This is a genomic window from Mycolicibacterium helvum (assembly GCF_010731895.1).
Taxonomy (GTDB): Bacteria; Actinomycetota; Actinomycetes; order Mycobacteriales; family Mycobacteriaceae; genus Mycobacterium; species Mycobacterium helvum.
Map to the genome: position 1 here is coordinate 4,881,162 of NZ_AP022596.1, position 20,678 is coordinate 4,901,839.

General features: G+C 66.6%; 17 protein-coding genes. 6 read left to right on the top strand and 11 right to left on the bottom strand.

The window, feature by feature from the left end; all coding sequences use genetic code 11:
* Positions 1-5: 5 nt before the first annotated feature.
* Complete coding sequence (locus G6N38_RS22970; protein ID WP_163750292.1) at positions 6-2,324, top strand: putative bifunctional diguanylate cyclase/phosphodiesterase; 2,319 nt, start codon at positions 6-8, stop codon at positions 2,322-2,324.
* Between the two features lie 7 nt (positions 2,325-2,331).
* Here G6N38_RS22970 and msrB read toward each other — a convergent pair whose 3' ends face one another.
* From msrB to G6N38_RS22990, 4 genes are read right to left on the bottom strand one after another with little or no spacing between them, the layout of a single operon-like run.
* Positions 2,332-2,751 (bottom strand): peptide-methionine (R)-S-oxide reductase MsrB, encoded by a 420-nt coding sequence (gene msrB, locus G6N38_RS22975; protein WP_163750293.1) that lies wholly within the window; start codon positions 2,749-2,751, stop codon positions 2,332-2,334.
* A gap of 4 nt (positions 2,752-2,755) precedes the next feature.
* Positions 2,756-4,051, bottom strand: coding sequence for an arabinofuranan 3-O-arabinosyltransferase (aftC, locus tag G6N38_RS22980; protein ID WP_163750294.1), 1,296 nt, complete (start codon positions 4,049-4,051; stop codon positions 2,756-2,758).
* A 20-nt stretch (positions 4,052-4,071) separates the two neighbouring features.
* Entirely contained in the window at positions 4,072-5,646 is a 1,575-nt protein-coding gene (locus G6N38_RS22985) for an alpha/beta fold hydrolase (RefSeq protein ID WP_163750295.1), read from the bottom strand.
* 36 nt (positions 5,647-5,682) lie between these two features.
* On the bottom strand, positions 5,683-6,477 hold the full coding sequence (locus tag G6N38_RS22990) for a pyrimidine reductase family protein (protein ID WP_163750296.1): 795 nt from the start codon (positions 6,475-6,477) through the stop codon (positions 5,683-5,685).
* On the opposite strand from G6N38_RS22990, the gene zapE reads away from it, so the two are divergent.
* A complete protein-coding gene (gene zapE, locus G6N38_RS22995) occupies positions 6,476-7,561 on the top strand; it encodes a cell division protein ZapE (RefSeq protein WP_163752285.1) in 1,086 nt (361 codons plus the stop codon). The genes G6N38_RS22990 and zapE overlap by 2 nt on opposite strands.
* Here zapE and G6N38_RS23000 read toward each other — a convergent pair.
* The 4 genes from G6N38_RS23000 to G6N38_RS23015 form a co-directional block, all read right to left on the bottom strand.
* Positions 7,556-7,879 carry an STAS domain-containing protein gene (locus G6N38_RS23000; RefSeq protein WP_163750297.1) on the bottom strand — a complete coding sequence of 108 codons (324 nt, stop codon included), beginning with the start codon at positions 7,877-7,879 and terminating at the stop codon, positions 7,556-7,558. The two genes, zapE and G6N38_RS23000, sit on opposite strands and share 6 nt — an antisense overlap.
* The gene (locus G6N38_RS23005) at positions 7,876-11,982 is read right to left on the bottom strand and encodes a SpoIIE family protein phosphatase (RefSeq protein ID WP_163750298.1); all 4,107 of its coding nucleotides are present in this window, start codon (positions 11,980-11,982) and stop codon (positions 7,876-7,878) included. The genes G6N38_RS23000 and G6N38_RS23005 overlap by 4 nt, the downstream gene beginning before the upstream one ends.
* A gap of 103 nt (positions 11,983-12,085) precedes the next feature.
* Complete coding sequence (locus tag G6N38_RS23010; RefSeq protein WP_246227390.1) at positions 12,086-12,628, bottom strand: GNAT family N-acetyltransferase; 543 nt, start codon at positions 12,626-12,628, stop codon at positions 12,086-12,088.
* Positions 12,629-12,667: 39 nt separating this feature from the next.
* Positions 12,668-13,924, bottom strand: coding sequence for a N(5)-(carboxyethyl)ornithine synthase (locus G6N38_RS23015; RefSeq protein WP_246227392.1), 1,257 nt, complete (start codon positions 13,922-13,924; stop codon positions 12,668-12,670).
* Positions 13,925-13,959: 35 nt separating this feature from the next.
* Here G6N38_RS23015 and G6N38_RS31265 point away from each other — a divergent pair, with 35 nt between their 5' ends.
* Together G6N38_RS31265 and G6N38_RS23025 are read left to right on the top strand one after the other, a co-directional pair.
* Positions 13,960-14,241, top strand: coding sequence for a DUF6307 family protein (locus G6N38_RS31265; RefSeq protein ID WP_163745678.1), 282 nt, complete (start codon positions 13,960-13,962; stop codon positions 14,239-14,241).
* 10 nt (positions 14,242-14,251) lie between these two features.
* Complete coding sequence (locus G6N38_RS23025; protein ID WP_163750300.1) at positions 14,252-14,449, top strand: hypothetical protein; 198 nt, start codon at positions 14,252-14,254, stop codon at positions 14,447-14,449.
* Between the two features lie 14 nt (positions 14,450-14,463).
* Here G6N38_RS23025 and lysA read toward each other — a convergent pair whose 3' ends face one another.
* Positions 14,464-15,849, bottom strand: coding sequence for a diaminopimelate decarboxylase (gene lysA / locus G6N38_RS23030; RefSeq protein ID WP_163750301.1), 1,386 nt, complete (start codon positions 15,847-15,849; stop codon positions 14,464-14,466).
* Between the two features lie 83 nt (positions 15,850-15,932).
* Positions 15,933-16,667 (bottom strand): Clp protease N-terminal domain-containing protein, encoded by a 735-nt coding sequence (locus tag G6N38_RS23035; protein ID WP_163750302.1) that lies wholly within the window; start codon positions 16,665-16,667, stop codon positions 15,933-15,935.
* A 124-nt stretch (positions 16,668-16,791) separates the two neighbouring features.
* On the opposite strand from G6N38_RS23035, the gene G6N38_RS23040 reads away from it, so the two are divergent.
* The gene (locus G6N38_RS23040; RefSeq protein WP_163750303.1) at positions 16,792-18,630 is read left to right on the top strand and encodes an AMP-dependent synthetase/ligase; all 1,839 of its coding nucleotides are present in this window, start codon (positions 16,792-16,794) and stop codon (positions 18,628-18,630) included.
* A 2-nt stretch (positions 18,631-18,632) separates the two neighbouring features.
* Positions 18,633-19,124 carry a hypothetical protein gene (locus G6N38_RS23045; RefSeq protein ID WP_163750304.1) on the top strand — a complete coding sequence of 164 codons (492 nt, stop codon included), beginning with the start codon at positions 18,633-18,635 and terminating at the stop codon, positions 19,122-19,124.
* A gap of 271 nt (positions 19,125-19,395) precedes the next feature.
* On the opposite strand, the gene G6N38_RS23050 is transcribed toward G6N38_RS23045, so the two are convergent.
* Complete coding sequence (locus G6N38_RS23050) at positions 19,396-20,529, bottom strand: cytochrome P450 (RefSeq protein WP_407663013.1); 1,134 nt, start codon at positions 20,527-20,529, stop codon at positions 19,396-19,398.
* Between the last annotated feature and the right edge of the window lie 149 nt (positions 20,530-20,678).

Below are 20,678 nucleotides of genomic sequence, written 5' to 3' on the forward strand. Positions count from 1 at the left end.
CCACGATGCTCAAGACTTCCCATGTCGCCGTCGGCGCAGCCCTCGTGTTCGTCGGCTATGTCCTGTTTATTCTGGCCGGCCGGGCAACTGGCACGCCGTTTCGCGTGATTGTTGATCTGGTGCCCATCGCCCTGACGATTACCGCCGCCGTGTTCTGCGCTGTGGCGACCCGAACGATGCAGGGCCGGATGCGACTGGCCTGGTTGTCGATGACCGTCGGGTTGTTGGGTTGGGGGCTTGGCCAAGTCATCTGGACGCACTATGAGTTACAGCTGCCCGAAGTGCCGTTCCCCTCGATTGCGGATGCCGGCTATCTGGCGCTGCCGGTGGGAGGCTGCCTGGCACTACTGCTGTTCCCGGTCGAGGGCACCCAGTCGCGGGGGCGGCTGGTCCTCGACGGGATCATCGTGGCGCTGTCGTTGTTCCTGGTGAGCTGGGTGATCATCCTGCGTCCGCTTTACCTGGCGGACACGCCCAATCGGCTCGGGTTCGCTATCTCGCTGGCCTATCCGATTTTCGACATCACTATCCTGACTGTCGCCGCGGTCGTGTTGGTGAGGGCCAGTGACGATCATCGGCTTTCGCTGACCCTGCTGACCGCCGGAGTGGTGTGCTTTGCGTTCTCGGACAGCGGGTTCGCATATCTGGCCGTCGGCAACCGCTATAGGTCCGGCAACATGATCGATATCGGCTGGGCGGCCGGGCTACTGCTCATCACGGTGGCTGCGACAGCCGGTCACGAAGGCACCGAGCGTCAGCGCGACGCGTTCGTTCTTCCGGGCTGGACGTCGGTGTGGTTGCCGTACGCGCCGCTGCTGGTGGCGGGGTTCGTGACGGCCGCTCAACCGGTGCCGGTTCTGAAGACCCGGCCGGTCATCATCGCGGCGGGCATCCTGGCGGTGGCCGTCCTTGCCCGCCAGTTCCTGGCGGTCAGGGAGGACCGGCGGCTGGTGGCCACGGTTGCCGACCAGGCGAGGCACGACCCGCTGACCGGACTGGCCAATCGCGCGCTGTTCAACGAACGCCTCACCTACGCAATGCAATTGCGTGAGCGCGAAGGTCTGCAACTGGCGGTCGTTTCCGTCGACCTCAATGATTTCAAGCTCGTCAACGACACCCTTGGCCATCTGGTCGGTGACGACCTGCTGATCGGAGTGGGCCGGCGATTACGCAACTGCGTTCGGGGGAGCGGCACGGTGGCCCGGCTGGGTGGCGACGAGTTCTCGCTATTGGTCGACGGCGGTGCCGAGGCGGCAGAGCGGGTGGGCGCCCGCATCGTCGAGGCCTTCGAGGAGCCGTTCCAGCTCAGCGGTCACGAACTGCTGATGCGGCCCAGTATCGGGCTGGCCGTGGCCGACTCGAATGAACCACACCTGGCCGCCGAGGAATTGCTCAGGCGGGCCGACACCGCGATGTATTCGGCCAAACGGTCGCGGTTTCGCGGTGTGCAGGTCTACAACCCGGACATGCACTTGCTGGACGAGGCGGCGGACGTCCAGGTGTTCGGTGCGCCTGCGGCCATATCAGATGGCGGCGGTGTCGGGACGGTCCTGTTGCTCGGCAAGCTGCGGCAGGCCGTCGACAGGGCCGAACTGACTTTGGCTTACCAGCCGAAGTTCGACCTGCGTACCGCTGAGATGGTCGGCGTGGAGGGGCTGCTGCGCTGGCCACAGCCTGGCGGGGACGCGCTGGCGCCCGAGGAGTTCTTGCCCCTGATCCGCCGGCACGGTCTGATGGGCCCGGTCACCCAGCTGGTGATCACCAGGGCCCTCGATGACGCGCTGGTCTGGCATCGCGCGGGCGTCGACGTGCCGGTCGCGGTGAACGTGTTCGCCCCGTCGATGGCGAACGCCGGCCTGCCGGCGATCATCGCCAAGGAGCTCAGTGATCGTGGCCTGCGCTCGGCCGCGTTGGCGGTCGAGATCACCGAAGACCTGTTCCTGGACAGTTCGGAGCGAACACGCGCGGTGCTGGAGCAATTGCGGCAGAACGGGATTCGAATCGCAATCGACGACTTCGGTAGCGGCTACTCGGCGCTGTCGTATCTGCGGGACCTGCCGATCGACGAGGTGAAGCTGGATCGCAGCTTCGTCGCGCCGATCCTCGCCGACGCCCGGGCGGCGGCGGTGGTGCGCGCCGTGGTCGACCTTGCGCATGTGCTGGATCTGACGGTGGTGGTAGAGGGTGTCGAGGACGCCGCGACCGCGGCGCTGGTGCGTGAGCTGGGATGCGACATCGGCCAAGGCTTCTTCTACGGGCCGCCCGTCTCGCCCGAGGAAGTGCTGCGTCTGGTCCAGCGGCGGGCCGACGGCGCGGCCACCTAGCCGCCGGCTACTCCTGCGACGGAACCAACTTCAGTGATATTGAATTGATGCAGTACCGCTGGTCGGTCGGCGTCGGGTAGCCCTCGCCGCTGAACACGTGGCCGAGGTGGCTGTGGCAGTTCGCGCACAGCACCTCCACCCGGTGCATGCCGCCCGTGTCGTCCGGCCGCAGGATCACGGCCTCGGAATGCGACGGGTCGAAGAATGACGGCCAGCCGCAATGAGACTCGAATTTCTCTGTGCTGCGGAACAATTCGGTACCGCAGGCGCGGCAGGCGTAGACGCCTTCGGTTTTGGTGTCGGTGTACTCGCCGGTGAAGGGCCGCTCGGTGCCGGCTTCGCGCAGTACCGCGTACTCAGCGGGGTTGAGCCGCTTGCGCCATTCGTCGTCGGTCAGTTCGAGCTTGGGGGCTGGAATCGAACTCATGCTTTCACGTTACCGTGGCGTCGGCCCGGGCCTGCCGCATCCATGGCGGATCGATACCGTCGGCCAGCCGGTCTTGCGTCTTGGCGTCGGAATAGCGGTAGTACAGCACGCAGAACACCACGACCAGCATCAGCGACCAGCCGTAGGTGATCTTCATGTATTCCAGGAACCGGCCGGTGGTCGGCCACCGCCACATCAGCCAGCGGTCCATCGTCAGGAACCCGTAGGTGGCCAGCCAAGCCGGCCAGTTGCGCACCACCGAGTTGGGCAGCACCACCGTCATCAGGAACGGGAACAGCATCATCGAGTAGTAGCCCTGGGCCAGCGACAGCACCAGCCACGACGCGATCAGCAGCACACCGGATGAGGTCAGCATCCAGAACAGCGGGTCGCGGTCGGCGTAGTAGCGGTGCAGCAGCCACAGGCTGGCCACGGCCAGCGCCAGGAACACCACCCGCAGCGCCAGGATCAGCCACATCGGCAGCCCGTAATACACGCCGTTGCCCAGCACCGAGCTGTTGAAGTAGTCGCGGGTGGAGAAGATGTACGGCAGGGTGCGTTCGACGAAGTTCATCGGGTCGGCCACCAGCGGCCAGGCCGCCAGGTTGAACACCACCGGCACAACGATGGCGGCCACCACCGCCCGCCACTGCCCTTTGAGCAGCGGCAGCAGCAACAGCACGCCGAGCACCGGTTTGACCACCAGCGACAGCCCGATCACCACACCGGCCCACCACTGGTGGCTGATCTTGCCGTCGAGCAGCCAGCGGAAGAACAGCACCTCGCACAGCAGGATGCAGCCGTTGATGTTGGTGAACACCAGCGTGTTGGTCACCGATTCGGTGCAGAACATCGCCAGCAGCAGGGCCGGCAGCGCCACCGAGGTCAGCGAGAAGTTGAACAGCTTCACCAGCAGGCAAGCCGCGATGATCATGGCGACGGTGTTGAAGAACACGAACCAGTTGTGCGAGGCGAAGACCGGTAGATAACCGAACGGCGCCATCAGCAGCGTGCCGCCCGGCGGATACAGGTAGTGCGGGTCGACGTGGTCGAAGTGCTCGTTGTAGATGTCGAGGCCCCGCCGGAAATTCGACACCGCCCGGTAGACCGGCCCGAAATCGTCGGTGATGTAGCCGTTGGTCGACAGCACGTAACTGCGGTGAATGATCGACATGATCGCGATCGGCCACAGCACCGACCGCAGGATTGCCGAAGCGCTCGGGGGGCTGGTCCGCGGGCCGAATGTGTTCCTCAGGCCGGACCGTAGTGATTCAGCTACCGTCACGTCCGCACCGTACACCGGTGGGCCGCGTCAGCCGGTCAGGCGGGGCAGTAGGTGTCGGTGGGCGGCATGTTGCCGCTGTCGAGGTAACTCATCATCGGCGGCAGCGCACACGCCGAATAGACGCTGGCGCCGTGCCCGAGGCCCTGCCACATCACCCGCTTGCTGGCCGCACCGGCGTTGATGATGGTGGCCGCCGAGGCGGGCACACCCTGGTTACCGACGATCGGGTCGTTCTGCACGCCGAGCAGCAGCACGTTGACCTTCAGGTCCTTGGGTTCCTTGGGAGCCGAGCCGCTGGGCCAGTTCAGGCATTGGACCAGGCCGAGTGCACCGACCGCGCCAAACTGCGGGTAGAGCTTGCCCCACTGGACGACGAGTTCGCGTACCCGGTCGGGGGTCGGGCGGTTCAGCGCGTCACTGCAGGAGTTGACGAACTGGCCGTCGCTGTCGCGCATCGCCTCCGCCTGGTTGATCAGGCTGTTCAGCTGGTTGGCGTCGCCGTTGCGAGCCGCCGCCAGGGTGTTGGCCAGGCTGACCGTACTGCCGATGCGGTCCCCGCTGGGGAAGCCCATGCCGGTGACGATCGCGTTGGCCAGCACCGCCACCGACACGCCGCCGGGGCCGCGGCCGGCGCGGGCGGCGGCCAGCAGTGAGTCGACGGCTCCCAACGGGTCGGGCCCGAGCGCGCAGTTGACCGCGACGCATTGCGCGGCGAACGCCTCGAGCGCGGCTTGCTGGCCCTTCACCTGTTCCTCGGCGGCCGCTTCGGCGCTGACGCCCGGCGGGACGGGGGAGTCCAGCACCAGGCGGGCGACCTTGTCGGGATGTGAGCCGGCGTAGGCCAGCGCGATCTGCGCGCCGTTGCCGATGCCGATCAGCGCCAGCCCCGGCACGTCCCAGGTGCTGCGCAGGCGTTCGAGATCCTCGGCGGCGCGGGCATTGTCGTAGGCCGAGTCGCCGGGGGCGATGGTGTCGGTGCAGCTCGTGGTCGCGGTCATGGTGATCGCGCCCAGGTTGGCGACCGGGTCGTCACCCGATTCGAACTGGGCTTGGTCGCGCATCTCCTGGCGGTCGAACGCGTCGCGGCAGTCCACCGGGCTGGACATCCCGAGTCCGCGGCGGTCCACCGAGACGATCGGGTGACTCTTGAGCACGTCGGCTCCCGAGCGGGACAGCCACACCGGAAGTTGCATCGATGACGGGATGTCGGTGCCGGTGGTGAACACCAGTGGGCCGGCGTCGGGCGGGGTCTGCACCGAGCGGGCGCGCACCACTCCGATGCTCACCGTGCCGGTCGCCCCGGCGATCGGGTCGAGGTCGGCGTCGTAGTTGGCACACTCCAGGACCACCCCAGGGGCGGGCGGCACGCCGGCGTCACCGAAGACCTTCGAGGTGCAGTCCTTCCACCCGAGCTCGTTCTTCGGCACCGCGATGGCGGGCGGGCCGCCGGCCGGTGTGGTGGTGGCGGAGCCGGAGGGGTTGTGCGCCTTGTCGCTCGCGAACTGCGGATTTGCGGCCAGCCACGGGGCACATCCGGTTAGTAAAGCCGCACACGCCGCGGTGCCGAGGCTGACTATCGCCTGGGAGGCCCAGACCCGACGATCGCGCATGCCCACCACAGTAGCGACCCCGGTGGGCGGTACCGCTCAGCCGACGCGCGTGTAGCGCGCGTACAGATAGCCGTCGGCGTCGGCGATCAGGTGCGCGCGGTGCATCGACGTCAACACATGACCGGTACCGCTGGCGATCCGCGGTGCGGAACCGCCGACGAGCTTGGGCGCGGTGGTCAGGCACAGCTCGTCGAGCAGGTTGTGCTCGACGAACGTGCCCGTCAGGGTGGGTCCGCCTTCGCACAGCACCCGCAAGAGTCCGCGGTCGGCCAACGCCGCCAGCATGGCGGCGGGGTCGACCTCGGCGGGATCGGCTGCCGAGCAGGCGATCACCTCGGCTGCGCCGGCCAACCGGGTGCAGGTGTCGTCGACCGCGTCGGAACAGGTGAGCACCAGCGGTGGCACTTCGGTGCGGGTCAGCACCGGCAGATCGTGCTCGATGTGCCCAGAGCGGGTGACCAGGGCGATGGGCGGGACCTCGCTCTGGCCGCGCCGCTGCCGGTTACCGCGCTGCGCGACTGTCATCTGCGCGCCGGAGTAGTTCTCGGCGCGTGCGGTGCCGGCACCGACGACGATGACGTCGGCGAGCTCGCGCAGCACCCGGAAGAGCCGCCGGTCGCCCTCACCGCCGAGCCCGCCTGAGGTTCCGTCGGTCGCGGCGCCGCCGTCCAGACTGCTGATGGCATTGCCGCGGACCAGGCAGCGGTTCAGCTCGGTGGGGTAGGCGTAGAGCTCGGCGAGGCGGTCGTCATCCATCGGGCCGCTGGGACTGTCACCGCTCAGCAGTGTGAAATGCGTCCCATCCGGGTCGTCTGCGCTTGGGTCGGACATACCGACGATTGCAGCACGTCGTTACAGTTCGTGCATGGATCGGCCCGCTGCACCCACCGGAGTCGTTGTCGGGCATCTCGTCGACCGGCATCCGACGGTCTCCCCGGAGCGGCTGGTGGCCCAGCTCGTCCCGCCGCCCACGTTCGCCGATGTCGGCTTCGACACCTATCGGCCCGATCCCGCCGAGCCCACCCAGGCGGCGGCCGTGGACGCCTGCCGAGCCTTCTGTGTGGAGGCGCAGCGCCGCCGGGCCGGCAAGAAGAAACTGTTCGGGAAGCGGGAAACGCTGCCAGGGGTGGGCATCTATCTCGACGGCGGGTTCGGCGTCGGCAAGACGCACCTGCTGGCGTCGGCGTACCGGCAGCTGCCCGAGTCGGCCGAACATCCGAAGGCGTTTGCGACGTTCGGGGAGCTGACCCAGCTGGCCGGGGTATTCGGCTTCGTCGAGTGCATCGACCTGCTGGCCGAGTACGTCGTGGTGTGCATCGACGAGTTCGAGCTCGACGATCCGGGCAACACCACGCTGATCTCCCGGCTGCTGTCCCAGCTCGTCGAGCGCGGGGTTTCGATCGCCGCGACGTCCAACACGCTGCCCGAGCAGTTGGGTGAGGGGCGCTTCGCAGCCCAGGACTTCCTGCGGGAAATCAACACTCTGGCAAGCATTTTCACCACAGTGCGGATCGAGGGCCCGGATTACCGGCATCGCGGCTTGCCGCCCGCGCCCGAGCCGCTGTCCGGCGACGCTGTCACCGCACGCGCCGCCGAGGTCGCCGGCGCCACGCTCGACGATTTCGATGCGCTGTGCGCGCACCTGGCGACCATGCATCCGTCGCGCTATCTCACCCTGATCGAGGGGGTGTCAGCCGTGTTCATCACCGGCGTCCACCCGATCGACGACCAGAATGTGGCGCTGCGGCTGGTCGCGCTCACCGACCGGCTGTACGACGCGGGCATTCCGGTGGTGGCGTCCGGCGCCAAGCTGGACACCGTGTTCTCCGAGGAGATGCTGGCCGGCGGCTACCGCAAAAAGTACCTGCGGGCGACGTCCCGGCTGTTGGCGCTGACCAGCCCCGGCGGGCTATAGCTCGTCGGAGTCCGCTGCGGCCGCCGGCCGGATCTTGGCGAGTTCGGCCAGGCCGCTGACGATCAGCACGCGCATCAGCACCGGGTTGGCGATGATCTGAAGTGATTCCGCATGCGGTGCAAGGGCATTGATCGCTGCACTGTCCAGGTATTCGACGGCGCTGAGGTCGACGGTCAGTGTGTCGGCATCGCCACCCGTGCCGGTATTGAGGGCCTCGGCGAAGTCGGCCACATTGCTGGCATCGATTTCCCCGGCGGCGAACAGTACGAGCTGGCCGTCGGCTGCTCGGTCGATGCGAACTGTCAATGGTGTGCTCATCGGCGGATCCTGGTCGCCAGGTGCACGATAGTGCCGGTGGTGTCTTGCAGGATCGACACATCCTCCATCAGAGCCTGCATGATCTGAATGCCTTTGCCGCGGTGGCTATAACCGGTCTGCTTGGGTTTCCACGACCCGGTGTCAATGATTGTCAGGCGCAGCTGGTCGACTTCCGAGGTGGCGTGCAGGGTGATCGTGCCGCCGTCGATATGGCGATAGCCGTGCTCGATGGAGTTGGTGACGGCTTCGCCGGCGGCGACCAACACGTCCTGCGCCTGATCCTGGTTGATCCCCGCCGCAATCAGCCAGTCCCGCAGCGCTTTGCGTGCCGGTGCCAGGTGTAGGGGATCGGCGGGGATCGTCACTTCCAGTGGAGCGGGATGTCGGTAGAGCAGTACCGCGACATCGTCCTGGTAGCCGCCCGGCGGTGACAGGCGCGCCATGATCTGGTCGGCCAGTGGGTCGAGATCCAGTGTGCTGTCGTCGCGAATGAGGTTCGCCGCCCGATCGATTCCGTCGTCGAGCGAACGGCGGCGGCGCTCAATCAGGCCATCGGTGTAGAGCAGTAGCGTGGCCTGCGCCGGTACGATCAGCTGAGCCTGGGGACGCTCCCGGTCCGGTCGGATGCCCAGCGCGATGGAATGACCGCCCTCGAGCAGTTGGGTGGAGCCGTCGGCGCAGACCAGGATCGCCGGCGGGTGACCGGCACTGGAATAGTTCAGTTCACCGGTGTCGGGATTCAGGATCGCGCAGAACGCGGTGGTGGACTGGGCGCCGGGCAGGCGCGCGGCGAAGCGGTCCAGGCCCGCCAATGCCGCTGCAGGACTTGAATTTTCGAGTAGCAGAGCACGGCAGGCGCTGCGCAGCTGCCCCATCACGGTGGCCGCGCTCAGGTCGTGGCCGACGCAGTCGCCGACGACCAGGGCGATGCGACCGTCGTCGAGTGCGATCACGTCATACCAGTCGCCGCCGACCTGAAGCGGATGCGATGCGGGTTGGTAGCGCACTGCGAAACCGGCGGGCAGGTAGGCTGGGCCCAGAATCGAGTGTTGAAGTGCCAGAGCAGTTTCCCGCTGTTGATCCACCTGGTGGACGCGTTGCAGGCCCTGCCCCAGACGCCCGGCCAGTACGGTCAGCAAGGTTTGGTCTTCGGAGGTGAAGGGTCGTTCGGCGGGGAGGTCGATCCAGATCACCAGGATGCCGCGCGGGTGCTGAAGTGCGATGCCCGCCGAGCCGGCAATGCCGGTGTCGGCGGTCAGCAGATCCCCAGTGTTGCCCAGCGAGGTCATCCGCTCTCGAACTGCCGCAGGCAGGGCCGACCACTGCGCTTTGTCGGTGTCGCCGACGAGTTCGGCGGTGTCCGATCCGGCGAAGACCGCGGCCGACACGCGGCGGGCCGACCACAGCGCCCGCAGTTGTTCGATCGCGCCGCGCAATGCGTCGTCAGTGGTATCTGACTGTGCGAGTTGCTGATTCAGGGCGGCAAGGGCGGCCTGGCGTTGCCCGCTGTAATGCTCCGCTGTGACGTCGCGGAACGTCCCCACCATCACGCCGCGGCCGGTATCGGGGTCCTCGGCATGGGCGATGTTCGCTGTGATCCACACCCGGTGGCCGTCGCGGTGATTCACCGGCACGGTGTAACTCCCGTGCGGGTGCGCGGGGATCCCGGCAAACGCCTCGACGATCTGCTGATGGGCTTCGGGCTGAGTCTCGGCGTCCGGCCACCACGGATGCTCCGGGGCGTAGGGCAGATCCTCGGGTCCGAAACCGAGGATCTCGGTGAAGGCGTTGTTGATCTCGATGACGGCGCCGACTTCGTCGCAGACGAAAAAGGCCTCCTGTAGGGACTCCACCAGCGCCGCGCGCCAGCGGGTGTGGTGGGTGCGCAGCCGCGCCAGCTCGATGTTGGCCCGCACCCGAGCCAGCAGATCTGCGGCGGCAAACGGTTTCACCAGATAGTCGTCGGCGCCGGCACGTAGTCCTTCGCTGGAGGCTTCCTGGCCGGCTCGGGCCGACAGCAGCAGCACCGGAACGCCGACGGTGCTGGTGTTGGTCCGCAGGGCCGCTACCAGCGCCAGCCCATCGAGGCGTGGCATCATCACGTCACTGACCACGAGATCGGGCAGTTCGGCCCGGATGCGGGCCAGCGCCTGCTGACCGTCGGCTACCGCGTCGACCCGGTAGCCGGCGCCGCGCAGCAGCCGGACCAGGTATTCACGCATGTCGGCGTTGTCGTCGGCGACCAAGACGCGTCGTGGCGCGCTGACCCCCGACGGCGGATCCGGCACCTCCGACATGTGGTCGGCATCGTTGTCGGGCAGCCAGCGCAGGGCTTCCTGCACATAGGGTTCGGCGATTCCGGAGGATCCCAGCCCCGCCCCCGCCGGGGTGACTGCGTCGGCGGGCAGATGGGCCGATCCCATCGGCAGCCGAATGGTGAACGTGGTGCCCGCACCAGCGACGCTCTCGGCGGCGATGGTGCCGCTGTGTAGACCGACAAGTTCCTTCACCAGAGCCAGCCCGATGCCGCTGCCTTCGGTGGAGCGTGCGCGCGCATTCTCGATCCGATGGAAGCGCTCGAACAGCCGAGGCATCTCGGCGGCGGCCACGCCGATGCCGGTATCGGCGACACTGACCACCGCCTCGTCGCCGTCGCGGAACACCCGCACCGTGATGGTGCCGTCGAAGGTGTACTTCAGTGCATTGGACAGAAGGTTGAGGATCACCTTCTCCCACATGTCGTGATCCAGATACACCGGCTCGTCCAGCGGCTGGCAGTCCACGATCAGCTGTAGGCCCGCGCGGTCGATGGCCGAGCGGAACACACTTGCCAGCTCCGCGGTCACCTCGGCCACATTCACCGGCTCGTAGTGGGCTTGCACCCGGTTGGCCTCGATCCGGGAGAAGTCCAGCAGCGTGTTGACCAGTTTGGCCAGGCGCAGCCCGTTGCGCTGGATCACGTCCAGCTCCTTCTGGACGTGCTCGTCGAGGCCGGGCGCGCGGGTGCGTAGTTCGGCAACCGGGCCCAGGATCAGGGTGATCGGCGTACGGAATTCGTGGCTGATGTTGGAGAAGAATGTCGTCTTGGCGCGGTCCAGCTCGGCGAGTTCCTCGACCCGGCGCTGCTGCTCGCCGTAACTGCGGGCGTTGGAGATCCCGGTCGCGATGTGGCCCGCGACCAGGTTGATGAAGCCGCGGTACTCGTCGTCGAACGGGCGGAAGCGATTGAGGGCGGCGACCAGGAACCCCGATGGCGTTCTGCCCTGCGCCAGCAGTGGGGTCACCACGGCCTGTAGGGGTGGGTCCTGCCATTGGCCGGTCGGCAGGTCGGTGAAGGGTTCGCCGTCGAGGTCGACCACCACCGAACGGCCGTGACTCGGCTCGTCGACGGGCCAGACGCCGCCGCCTGCGCGCAGCACTGCCGGGGCGGCTGGGTGGCCGGCGGCGATTCCGCTGGAATCGGCCAGGCGCGCGGTGCCGTCGGCGTCGAACAGGTAGGTCAGCGTGAACGGCAGGTCACGCGGGTTGTGCTCGAGGTGGCGGGCCGCAAAGGCCAGCATTTCCTGCTCGGTTCGCACCACCGATGGATCAGAGCCCAGGTCGCGCAGCGTGGCCATCCGCCGGCCGCCGATCACCCGGTCGGTGTCTTCGCTGACGACGCAGAGCATCCCGACGACGTCCCCGGTGTCGTCGCGCAGGGGACTGTAGGAGAACGTGTGATAGGTCTCCTCGGGGTAGCCGGAGCGCTCCAGGAACAGCAGGAGCGCCTCGTCCCAGGTTGATTCGGCGGTGGTCAGCACCCGGTCGATGCGGGGACCGATGTCGTCCCAGATCTCTGCCCACACCTCCCGCGCGGGCCGGCCCAACGCCCAGGGGTACTTGCGGCCGAGCGTGTCCCGCCGGTAGGCGTCGTTGCAGAAGAACGTCAGGTCGGGTCCCCAGGCCATCCACATCGGGAAGCGGGAGGACAGCAGGATGCTGACCGCGGTCCGCAGGCTTTGGGGCCAGTCGGTCGACGCCCCCAGCGGAGTCGCAGCCCAGTCCACTTGGGCCAGATGGTGACCGACATGATCGGCGGGGCCGGAGGCCGAACCAACGTCCACCAAGGGTCCTTTCGGCCAGATCCGGCGTTGTGCGATCAGCGAACGGAGTTCACATTACGGCCCCTTCGCTAAACCAGGGGCGGAGTCGGCGCACTGCGTGGGCCTAAAGCGGCCGGACCATCACGAAGTCGTGTTCGGTGTGCGCGCCGAGCTGGAAGGTCTTGGTGCCGGCGATGCTGAAGCCGTTCTTGGTATAGAACCGTTGCGCCCGTTCGTTTCTCTGATTCACCCCAAGCCACAGGCAGCGGGCTCCGGTGGCCGAGGCGCGGTCGACGGCGGTGGACAGCAGGGCCGCGGCGACTCCCGAGCCGTGGCTGTCGGCCAGCACGTAGATCTTGGACAGTTCGACCGCGGGCCGCATCGTCACCGCCGCCGCGACATTGGGGTCCTCGCCGACGCCTTCGATGAGGATGGCGTAGCCGACGAGTCGGCCGCCGTCCCGGGCCGCCAGCACGATGCGCGACGGGTCGGCCAGGTAGTCCACGAAGCGCTGTGCTGACAGGTTGGCCCCGATGAAGGCCGCGACGTCCTCGGGCGGCGCCGAGGGCGGGCAGGCGAGCGGGAAGGTGGCGGCGGCCAGGTCGGCGAGCTCGTCGACGTCGGTGGCGGTGGCATCGCCGAGCTCGTGTCGGTCGAATGAGTTCAACAGTCCCATCCTCCGGTGAACGCTGTGTGTGGCGACTGGCTATCTGGAGGATAGCGGCCGGTTCACGGCGAACTCGCTCAACGACTTTGACGCGACCGTGCGGTGCCGGCCGATCCGGACAGCATGCGGATAGGACTCGTCGCGATGTTGGAACGACAGGATCTCTGGATTGAGCACGATCCCGTCTCGGATCTCGACGGCCCGAGCGATTGTCGGGCTCGTTTTCCATGCCGCCGGCCCCGCCAACAGGACCTCGAGGTGTGGCAACAGTGCCTCGCTGATCTCCCAGGTGGCGGAGTTCCACAAGTAGGACGGGCTGTGGTCGACGGCGTAGTAGTGCACGCCGTCTGCCACCTCGATGATCGGGTGGGTGAAGGAGGTTGGGTGCGCCCAGTCAAAGCCCATGTCCACGTCGCACGAGACATCGATGATCAGGCTGCCGGGTGCGAACGCGCCGAGTTCTTTTTCGGTGACGAAGATCAGCGGCGCGCCAGGATCCTGCAGAACACAGTTGACGACGATGTCGTTGTCGGCGAGGTAGCGGGCCACCGGGATCGGGCCGTCTCCTGCGTCGGCCCAGACCCGGTCGGGCCTGCCTGGGTGATGTCCCATCTGGATGATCTGGGTGGAGTGGATCGGTGACCCGACGGCGGCGACGTCACGGTTGGTCAGAACCCGAACGTCGTCGACGCCGTGGGCGTTCAGCGCGGTGACGGCGCCGCGGGCGGTCGCGCCGAACCCGATGACGGCGGCCCGCAGCCGACGACCATAACTGCCGGTGACCCCGACCAGTTGCATGGCGTGCAGCACTGAGCAGTAGCCCGCAAGCTCGTTGTTCTTGTGAAAGACGTGTAGCGCGAACCCGCCGTCTGGTCGCCAGTGATTCATCGCCTCGAAGGCGATCAGCGTCAGCTGCCGGTCGATGGCCACCTGTGTGAGCGCGACATCCTGTACGCAGTGCGGCCACCCCAAAACGACTTGCCGCTCTTTGACTTCCGCGAGGTCCTCGGCCTGGACTTTGGGCAGCAGAATGACGTCGCAGTCGGCGAGGAGCTGCGTGCGGGTGCCGATTCCACCGACGAGCTCGCGCAGCGCGTCATCGGTGGCGCCGAAGTCCGAGCCGTAGCCATGCTCAAGGAATATCCGCGATCGCAGCTCAGGATCGATTCTGCTCAGATGCGCTGGATGGATCGGCAGTCGCCGCTCGTTCTCCTTGCGGGAGTGAGCGAGAATACCGAGCGAAAGCGGTTGTGCATTAATATTTTTGGGCCCTCGATTACGGGGCCTTGGCAGCACCGATGCTTTGACTCTACGCCGTGGGCTGAGAGATCTTGAAAATCAAGGCGATTCATACCACGCAGGTCATAGCCAACCTCAGTGGCGGGAATGGGAGTACTGTCGAGTTCACCGGGCAGCTCGATTACGAGCGGACATGCTCGTCAAAGAAGGAAACCATGGCTTCGCCAACAACGGTCCGTACGCCGTACCTCCATCGTCTTGATCTGGTTACGGAGATCATCAAGGCTCATTCCAAACTCGGCGACAAGGCTGCGAGCGAAGTTGCGGTGAACGTGCTGCATGCGCTCAATTCGATCCCTGAGAAGGTGCGCTGAGGTTTCGACCATGACCGTTACTGTGACGCTGCTCGACGGCGAATGCGAAGAATACATGCGTTTCGGTGACTCGTATGTCAAGCACAACGATGGTTCGCTCGACGTCGTACGACGAGGCGAGAAAAAGCCGCACCGCTACGAATCAGGGCAGTGGACCCAGGTGGTCGGCGACGAAAAAGCATGGAAGAAACCCCGACTCTGGGGTTGATCAACGCGTTTCGCTCAACGATGTTGGTGACCAAACGATTTGCCCTGCTCACTCCACGCGGGTGATGGCATATCGCAGTCGCGGGCCAACAGGTCTGCGGTGGTCTCGCGCCGGATGAGCTGGTGGCATCGGCCGCCGGTGACGGCGACCAGCGGTGGGCGGCCCACGGTGTTGTAGCTCGACGCCATGCTGTGGTGATAGGCGCCGGTACAGGCCACGGCCAGCAGATCGCCGGGGTGGATGTCGGCGGGCAGTTGCACGCCGCGGGCAATCACATCGCCGGCCTCGCAATGCCGGCCGACGACGGTTACCGTCGTGCTGGGTGTGGCCGTATGCCGGTTCGCCAGTGTGACAGTGTATTTCGCGCCGTAGAGAGCCACCCGAGGGTTGTCGCTCATCCCACCGTCGACAGCGACAAACGTATGCCCGCCGGGCTGGGACTTGACTGCCACTACCCGATAGAGGGTGATGCCGGCGCGGGCGCTGATTGCCCTGCCCGGTTCGACCGTCAGCGCGGGGCGGGGAAAATTCGCAGCCGCACAGGCGGATTCAAGGCTGTGCTCGACGATGTCACCGAACCGCGCGAGGTCGAATTCGGGATCGCCTGCGACGTAGGGCACCGCGTGCCCGCCGCCGATGTTGAGCTCGGCCAGGGTGACCCCGAACCGAGTCCGGATATCGGCCATCACGGCGATCATCCGCGTGATGGCCTGCCCGTAGAGGGTGGGGTCGGCGACCTGGGATCCGATGTGGCAGTGCAGGCCGGCCATTGACAAGCACGGTTGGTGCACGATGCGGCCGGCGGCGTCCAGGGCCTGGTCGCCGCCGATGGTGAAGCCGAACTTCTGGCCGTCGACCCCAGTAGTGACTGCGGGGTGGCCGCCGATGTCCACGCCGGGAATTACGCGCAGCAGCACCGTTTGGCGCCGGCGAACCTGACCGGCCAGAAAGGCGATCTCCAGCGGAGAATCCACGACCACCCGGCCGACACCGGCCGCCGCTGCGTCGCGGAGTTCGTCGGGTGTTTTGGCGTTGCCGTGCAGGATGATTCGGGCCGGATCCAAGCCGGCGGCCAGGGCGGTGGCAAGCTCACCACCCGAGCACACGTCGAGCCCGAGGCCTTCCTGGTCGATCCATCGGACGACGGTAGTGGTCAGCAGCGACTTGCCGGCGTACGCGATCGATACGCCGGGAAGGGCGGCGCGGTAGCGGCGGATCCGGGCGCGGAAGTCTTCTTCGTCCAGGACGTAGGTGGGGGTTCGGAATTCGTCGGCGACCTCGGTCAGTGGCACCCCGCCGACGCAGAGCTGACCGAGGTCGTCTATGTGTGTGCTCGACGGCCACAGTCGCCGTTCGAGACCGGCGTGGCCAAGGGAGGGCAGTAACTCCGAAAGCGTCATGACTCAATCGATACGCCGGCGCCAGCCCGGGGTTGGGCTGTCTTGACGATGTTCTGACACCGCTAGCGCCCAATATTGATGGTTCAGGACTCCCGGGTCGTCGTGATCGCGACGAGGGTCTTGGCGATGTCGGCCTCGGCGCGGGCCTTGTCGAAGCCGAGCCGGCGCAGGGTGCCGTCGTCGTTCTCGGCCTCCATCAGCGCCAACAGAATGTGTTCGGTGCCAACGTAGTTGTGGCCCAGTCGAAGCGCTTCACGGAAGGTCAGCTCCAGGACCTTGCGGGCCTGGGCGTCGAACGGGATCAGGGCGGGCATGTCGGCGGCCGGCGGCGGCAAGGTGATGGTGGCGCGCACCGCCTCTTGGGTGATCTGCTGGGCTCGCAGCAGGGGAGTGGCCAGTGCGGCTGGATCGGTGAGCAGACCCAGCAGCAGATGGTCCGCGGTGATCTCGGCGTTGCCGGCTTTGTGGGCAGCGTTCTGGGCGGCGACGACCGCGCCGCGGGCCCGTGGGGTGAAGCGGGCGAATCCCTGGGCGGGGTCGAGGTCGATCGCGTCGAGGTTGGTCATCTTGGGTACGAATCGCTTTTGGGCCGCCTGTTTGGTGACGCCCATGCTCTTGCCGATGTCGGTCCAGGAGGCGCCCGAGCGGCGAGCCTGGTCGACGAAGTGGCCGATGAGGTGATCGGCGAGGTCGCCGAGCGCCTCGGCGGTCAGCACGGCGTCGGCCAGCTGCTCGAGGGTGTTGGTGTGGACGCGTTTGATCCCGTCGATGAGGTCGTCGAGGCGAACGGGGTAGGCGATGCGGGCCGGGTCGTCCATGCGTCAACCGTAAGTTGACGATTGGGATTCGTCAACCATGAGTTGACGCCCTGGTTCGTCACCTGCCTGCCCCGCTTCACGATTTGTTACCGGTGTGGCCGCGAAAGTCCATAAACTCGGCGCCATGGCAGGCCTGCGTAGATCCCAAGAGCAGCCCGACGTGAGCAAGATCGACAACCGGGCGCCGTCGGTGCCCCGGATGTTCCTTGACCGGGTCGCGGCCACGCCCACCAGCGAAGCGTTTCGCTATCCCGACAACGACGGGTGGACCAGCGTCACCTGGCAGCAGGTCGGTGATCGCGTCGAACTGATCGCGGCAGGGTTGATCGCCCTGGGAATCAACCCCGAGGATCGAGTCGCACTGGCATCGGGGACTCGCTACGAGTGGGTAGTTGTCGACTTCGGCATCTTGGCTGCCGGGGCGGCCACGACCACGGTCTACCCGAGCACCAACGCCGAGGACACCGCGTTCATCGTCGCCAACTCGGGCAGCAGGGTTGTGGTGGCCGAGAACCAGTCTCAAGTCGACAAGCTGGTCGCGAACCGTGCTGACCTGCCGGCCGTCGAGAAGGTGGTGATCATCGACGGCAAGAGCGACGACGACTGGGTGATCACACTCGAGGATCTCGAACAGCTGGGCAAGCAACTGTTGGCCGACAATCCCAGCGCGGTGACCGACCGGATCGAGGCGATCACGCCCGGTCGGCTGGCCACCCTGATCTACACCTCCGGCACCACCGGCAAGCCCAAGGGGGTGCGGCTGCACCACGAGGCCTGGACCTACACCGCCGCCGCGCTGCAATCACTGCGTGTGTTGTCGGACAAGGACCTCAACTACCTGTGGCTTCCGCTGGCCCATTCGTTCGGCAAGGTGATGCTGGCCATGCCGCTGTTGATCGGCTTCCCGACGGTCATCGACGGCCGGGTCGACAAGATTGTCGAGAACTTGGCGATCATCAAGCCGACGTTCATGGGCGCGGTGCCGCGCATCTTCGAAAAGGTGCACGGCCGGATCACCGAGACGATCGCCGAAGAGGGTGGATTCAAGAAGACCCTGTTCGACTGGGCGATCGAGGTGGGCTTGCGGGTCTCGCGGGCCAACCAGGCCGGTCACCGGATCGGCGCGGGGCTGGCATTGCAGCGTGCGATCGCCGACCGACTGGTGTTCTCCACGATTCGCCAGCGGTTTGGCGGACGGCTGCGGTTCTTCATCTCGGGATCGGCGGCGCTGGACCGCGACGTCGCCCAGTGGTTCGACGCCGTCGGCACGGTCGTTCTGGAGGGGTACGGGCTAACCGAGACGTCGGCGGCCTCGACGCTGAATCGCCCGGAGGCCTACCGGTTCGGCACGGTGGGCTGGACGTTGCCCTATACCGACGTCAAGATCGCCGATGACGGTGAGGTGCTGCTCAAGGGGCCCGGCGTCATGAGCGGCTATCACGACCTGCCCGAGGCCACCGCCGAGACCCTCACCAGTGAGGGCTGGTTCCACACCGGCGACATCGGTGAGCTCGACGCCGAGGGCTACCTGCGGATCACCGACCGCAAGAAGGACATGTTCAAGACCTCGCAGGGCAAGTATGTGGCGCCTTCGGCGATCTCGGCGTCGTTCAAGGGCATGTGCCCGTTCGCCAGCGAGATCATCGTTTACGGCGAGGGCAAGCCGTACTGCGTCGCATTGGTCAGTCTGGACGGGGAAGCCATCCGGGACTGGGCTGATCGAAACGGCTTGGAGGGCAAGTCTTTCAGTGAGGTCGCCCGCCACGAGAAGACCAAGGAGATGGTTGAGGGCTACGTGGAGACCCTGAACAAGCATCTCAACCGCTGGGAGCAGGTGAAGCGGGTCGCCATCATCGATCGTGAATTGACGGTCGAGGCAGGCGATTTGACGCCGAGTCTCAAGCTCAAGCGCAAGGCTGTCGTGGAGAATTTTCACGACAACATCGACCAGCTGTACGGATAATCGTGCGGAGGTGTGGCGCGCTGATCGCGGCGGTGGCGGCCGCGCTGGCGTCCGCGGCGCCCGCGCATGCCGACGCACCCGTCCCGCAGGCCGGCGCGCCGTGCCCGCAGGACTTCGCCGATGTGATGACGCAACTGCCCGGCGGCGCGGACTTCCTGGTGTGCCAGGCGGTGCCGGATCAGCCGGGGCGCTGGGCGCCGGTGGTCACGCCGTTCGATCCCGCCAGCAGGTGGCTGAGCTACGGGCCGGAGATCACGTTACATGGCCAGGGTTTTCGTAACCCGAACCTGCGCTCGGGACAGTGGACCGCCACCCCGCTGGACCCGGCAACGGAGTGTGCAGCTGATCAAGTCACCGTGGTGAGTGCGGGAGTGCTTGCGCCCCTGGTTCATTCACAGGGTCAGCCGGGTCAGCCGTTGCGCCTGGACGTGTTGCCCAAGCTGTTCACCATCGTGCTGAGTGGCGAATGCCTGTGGTCGCAGGAGGGCGAGTAGCGCAGGCGTCCTGACGTCAGGTGCCCTCGAGGTGAGCCGGTGGCGATCCGTCAAGTGGTCTCCAGGGGCGGGGGGCCCGGTGGCCCAAGGGGGTGGCCACGTCGCGTAGCCCGCCCCTGGAGACCCGCTTGTGTCGGTCAGGCTTCGGCTTGATCTATCACGGGGACCCGACCGGTCGGAAGTGCTCACAGCTCCGCCAGAAATGTACGACACCCAGCGACGGCAGGAAGCCGACTTCGCAAGAAAAATTGACGAATCAGTAAGAGGAGCTCTACCAGGTCACCGGCAGTGCGACCAGGCCGTGCGACAGAGAGTGGAAGCCGGCGGTCATGGTCGAGGGATCAGCGTTCAGCTTCAGGGTTGGGAACCGAGGAATGAGCTGGGAGTAGACGGTCTTGAGTTCCAGGCGCGCCAGCGCCGCGCCGATGCAGTAGTGCAGGCCGTAGCCGAATCCGACGTGGGCCGCGCCGGTGCGGGAGAGATCGACCCGATCGGGGTCGGCGAAGAACTCGGGGTCGTGATTGGCCGCGCCGGGATCCAACAGGACGAGGTCGCCGGCCCGAATGGTGACACCCTCGGCGTCGATATCGGCGCGGGCGTACCGCGGGACGCCGACACCGCCGGTCATACCGGCGCGCAGGATTTCCTCGACCGCCTTGGGGATCAAGTCGGGGTCGGCCAGTAGGGCCTGCCATTGCTCGGGATTGGTCAGCAGCAACAGTGAGCCCACCCAGATCTGCGTCACCGTGGTCTCGTGTCCGGCGAACAGCAGTTGCATTGCCAGCGTGGCGATTTCGAAATCGGCGAGATCGGGCTCATCGCACAGCCGGGAGATGACGTCGTCATCGGGCTTCGCGCGCTTGGCGGCCACCAATTCCATGCCGTAGCCGAGGAGCTTTTCGAGGCCTTTCAGCGAGACGTCATCGTCGGGCGAGAACGCGGCGTCATCAACCCAAGCCCGGAACCGATCCCGGTCGTCGTACGGCACGCCCAGCAGATCGCAGATCACCAGAATCGGCAGTTGCTGAGCCAGGCTCGTCAGCAGGTCCGCCGGTGAGCCCTGCTTCTCCATATCGTCGAGCAGGCCGGCGCACAGTCCCTCGACCTTCGGCTGCAGGGTGCGCATGTGCCGAGGCCCGAAGTGCGGTTGCAGCAGCCGGCGCATGCGGGCGTGGTCGGCAGGCTCGGAGTCGAAATCGCCGATCGGGCCGCCGAACAACGCCGACGTCCGGCTGCGCGGAGCGTTGGCGGGGTCACGGTGGGTGCGGCCCAGCCGTTCGTCATCCATCAGCCGGCGCACCAGGGTGTAGCCGGTGACCAGCCAGGCTTCGTCGCCGACCGCGGTGAGGACTTTGTGAATCGGCCCGGTGCCCTGCAGGGCGAGCAGCTGGTCGGGGGAGTGCAGGGGATGACTCTGGCGAAACGGCAGCTGCGCGGTGGCGGTCACGGTGGCAGCCTACGACGGAGCGGCGCTGCGAAAGCGGAGTTTTAAGACTATTGGTCTTGTTGGCCTCCCTCGGCAGCGAAACGGACGGGTCGGCCCCCGGACAGCCT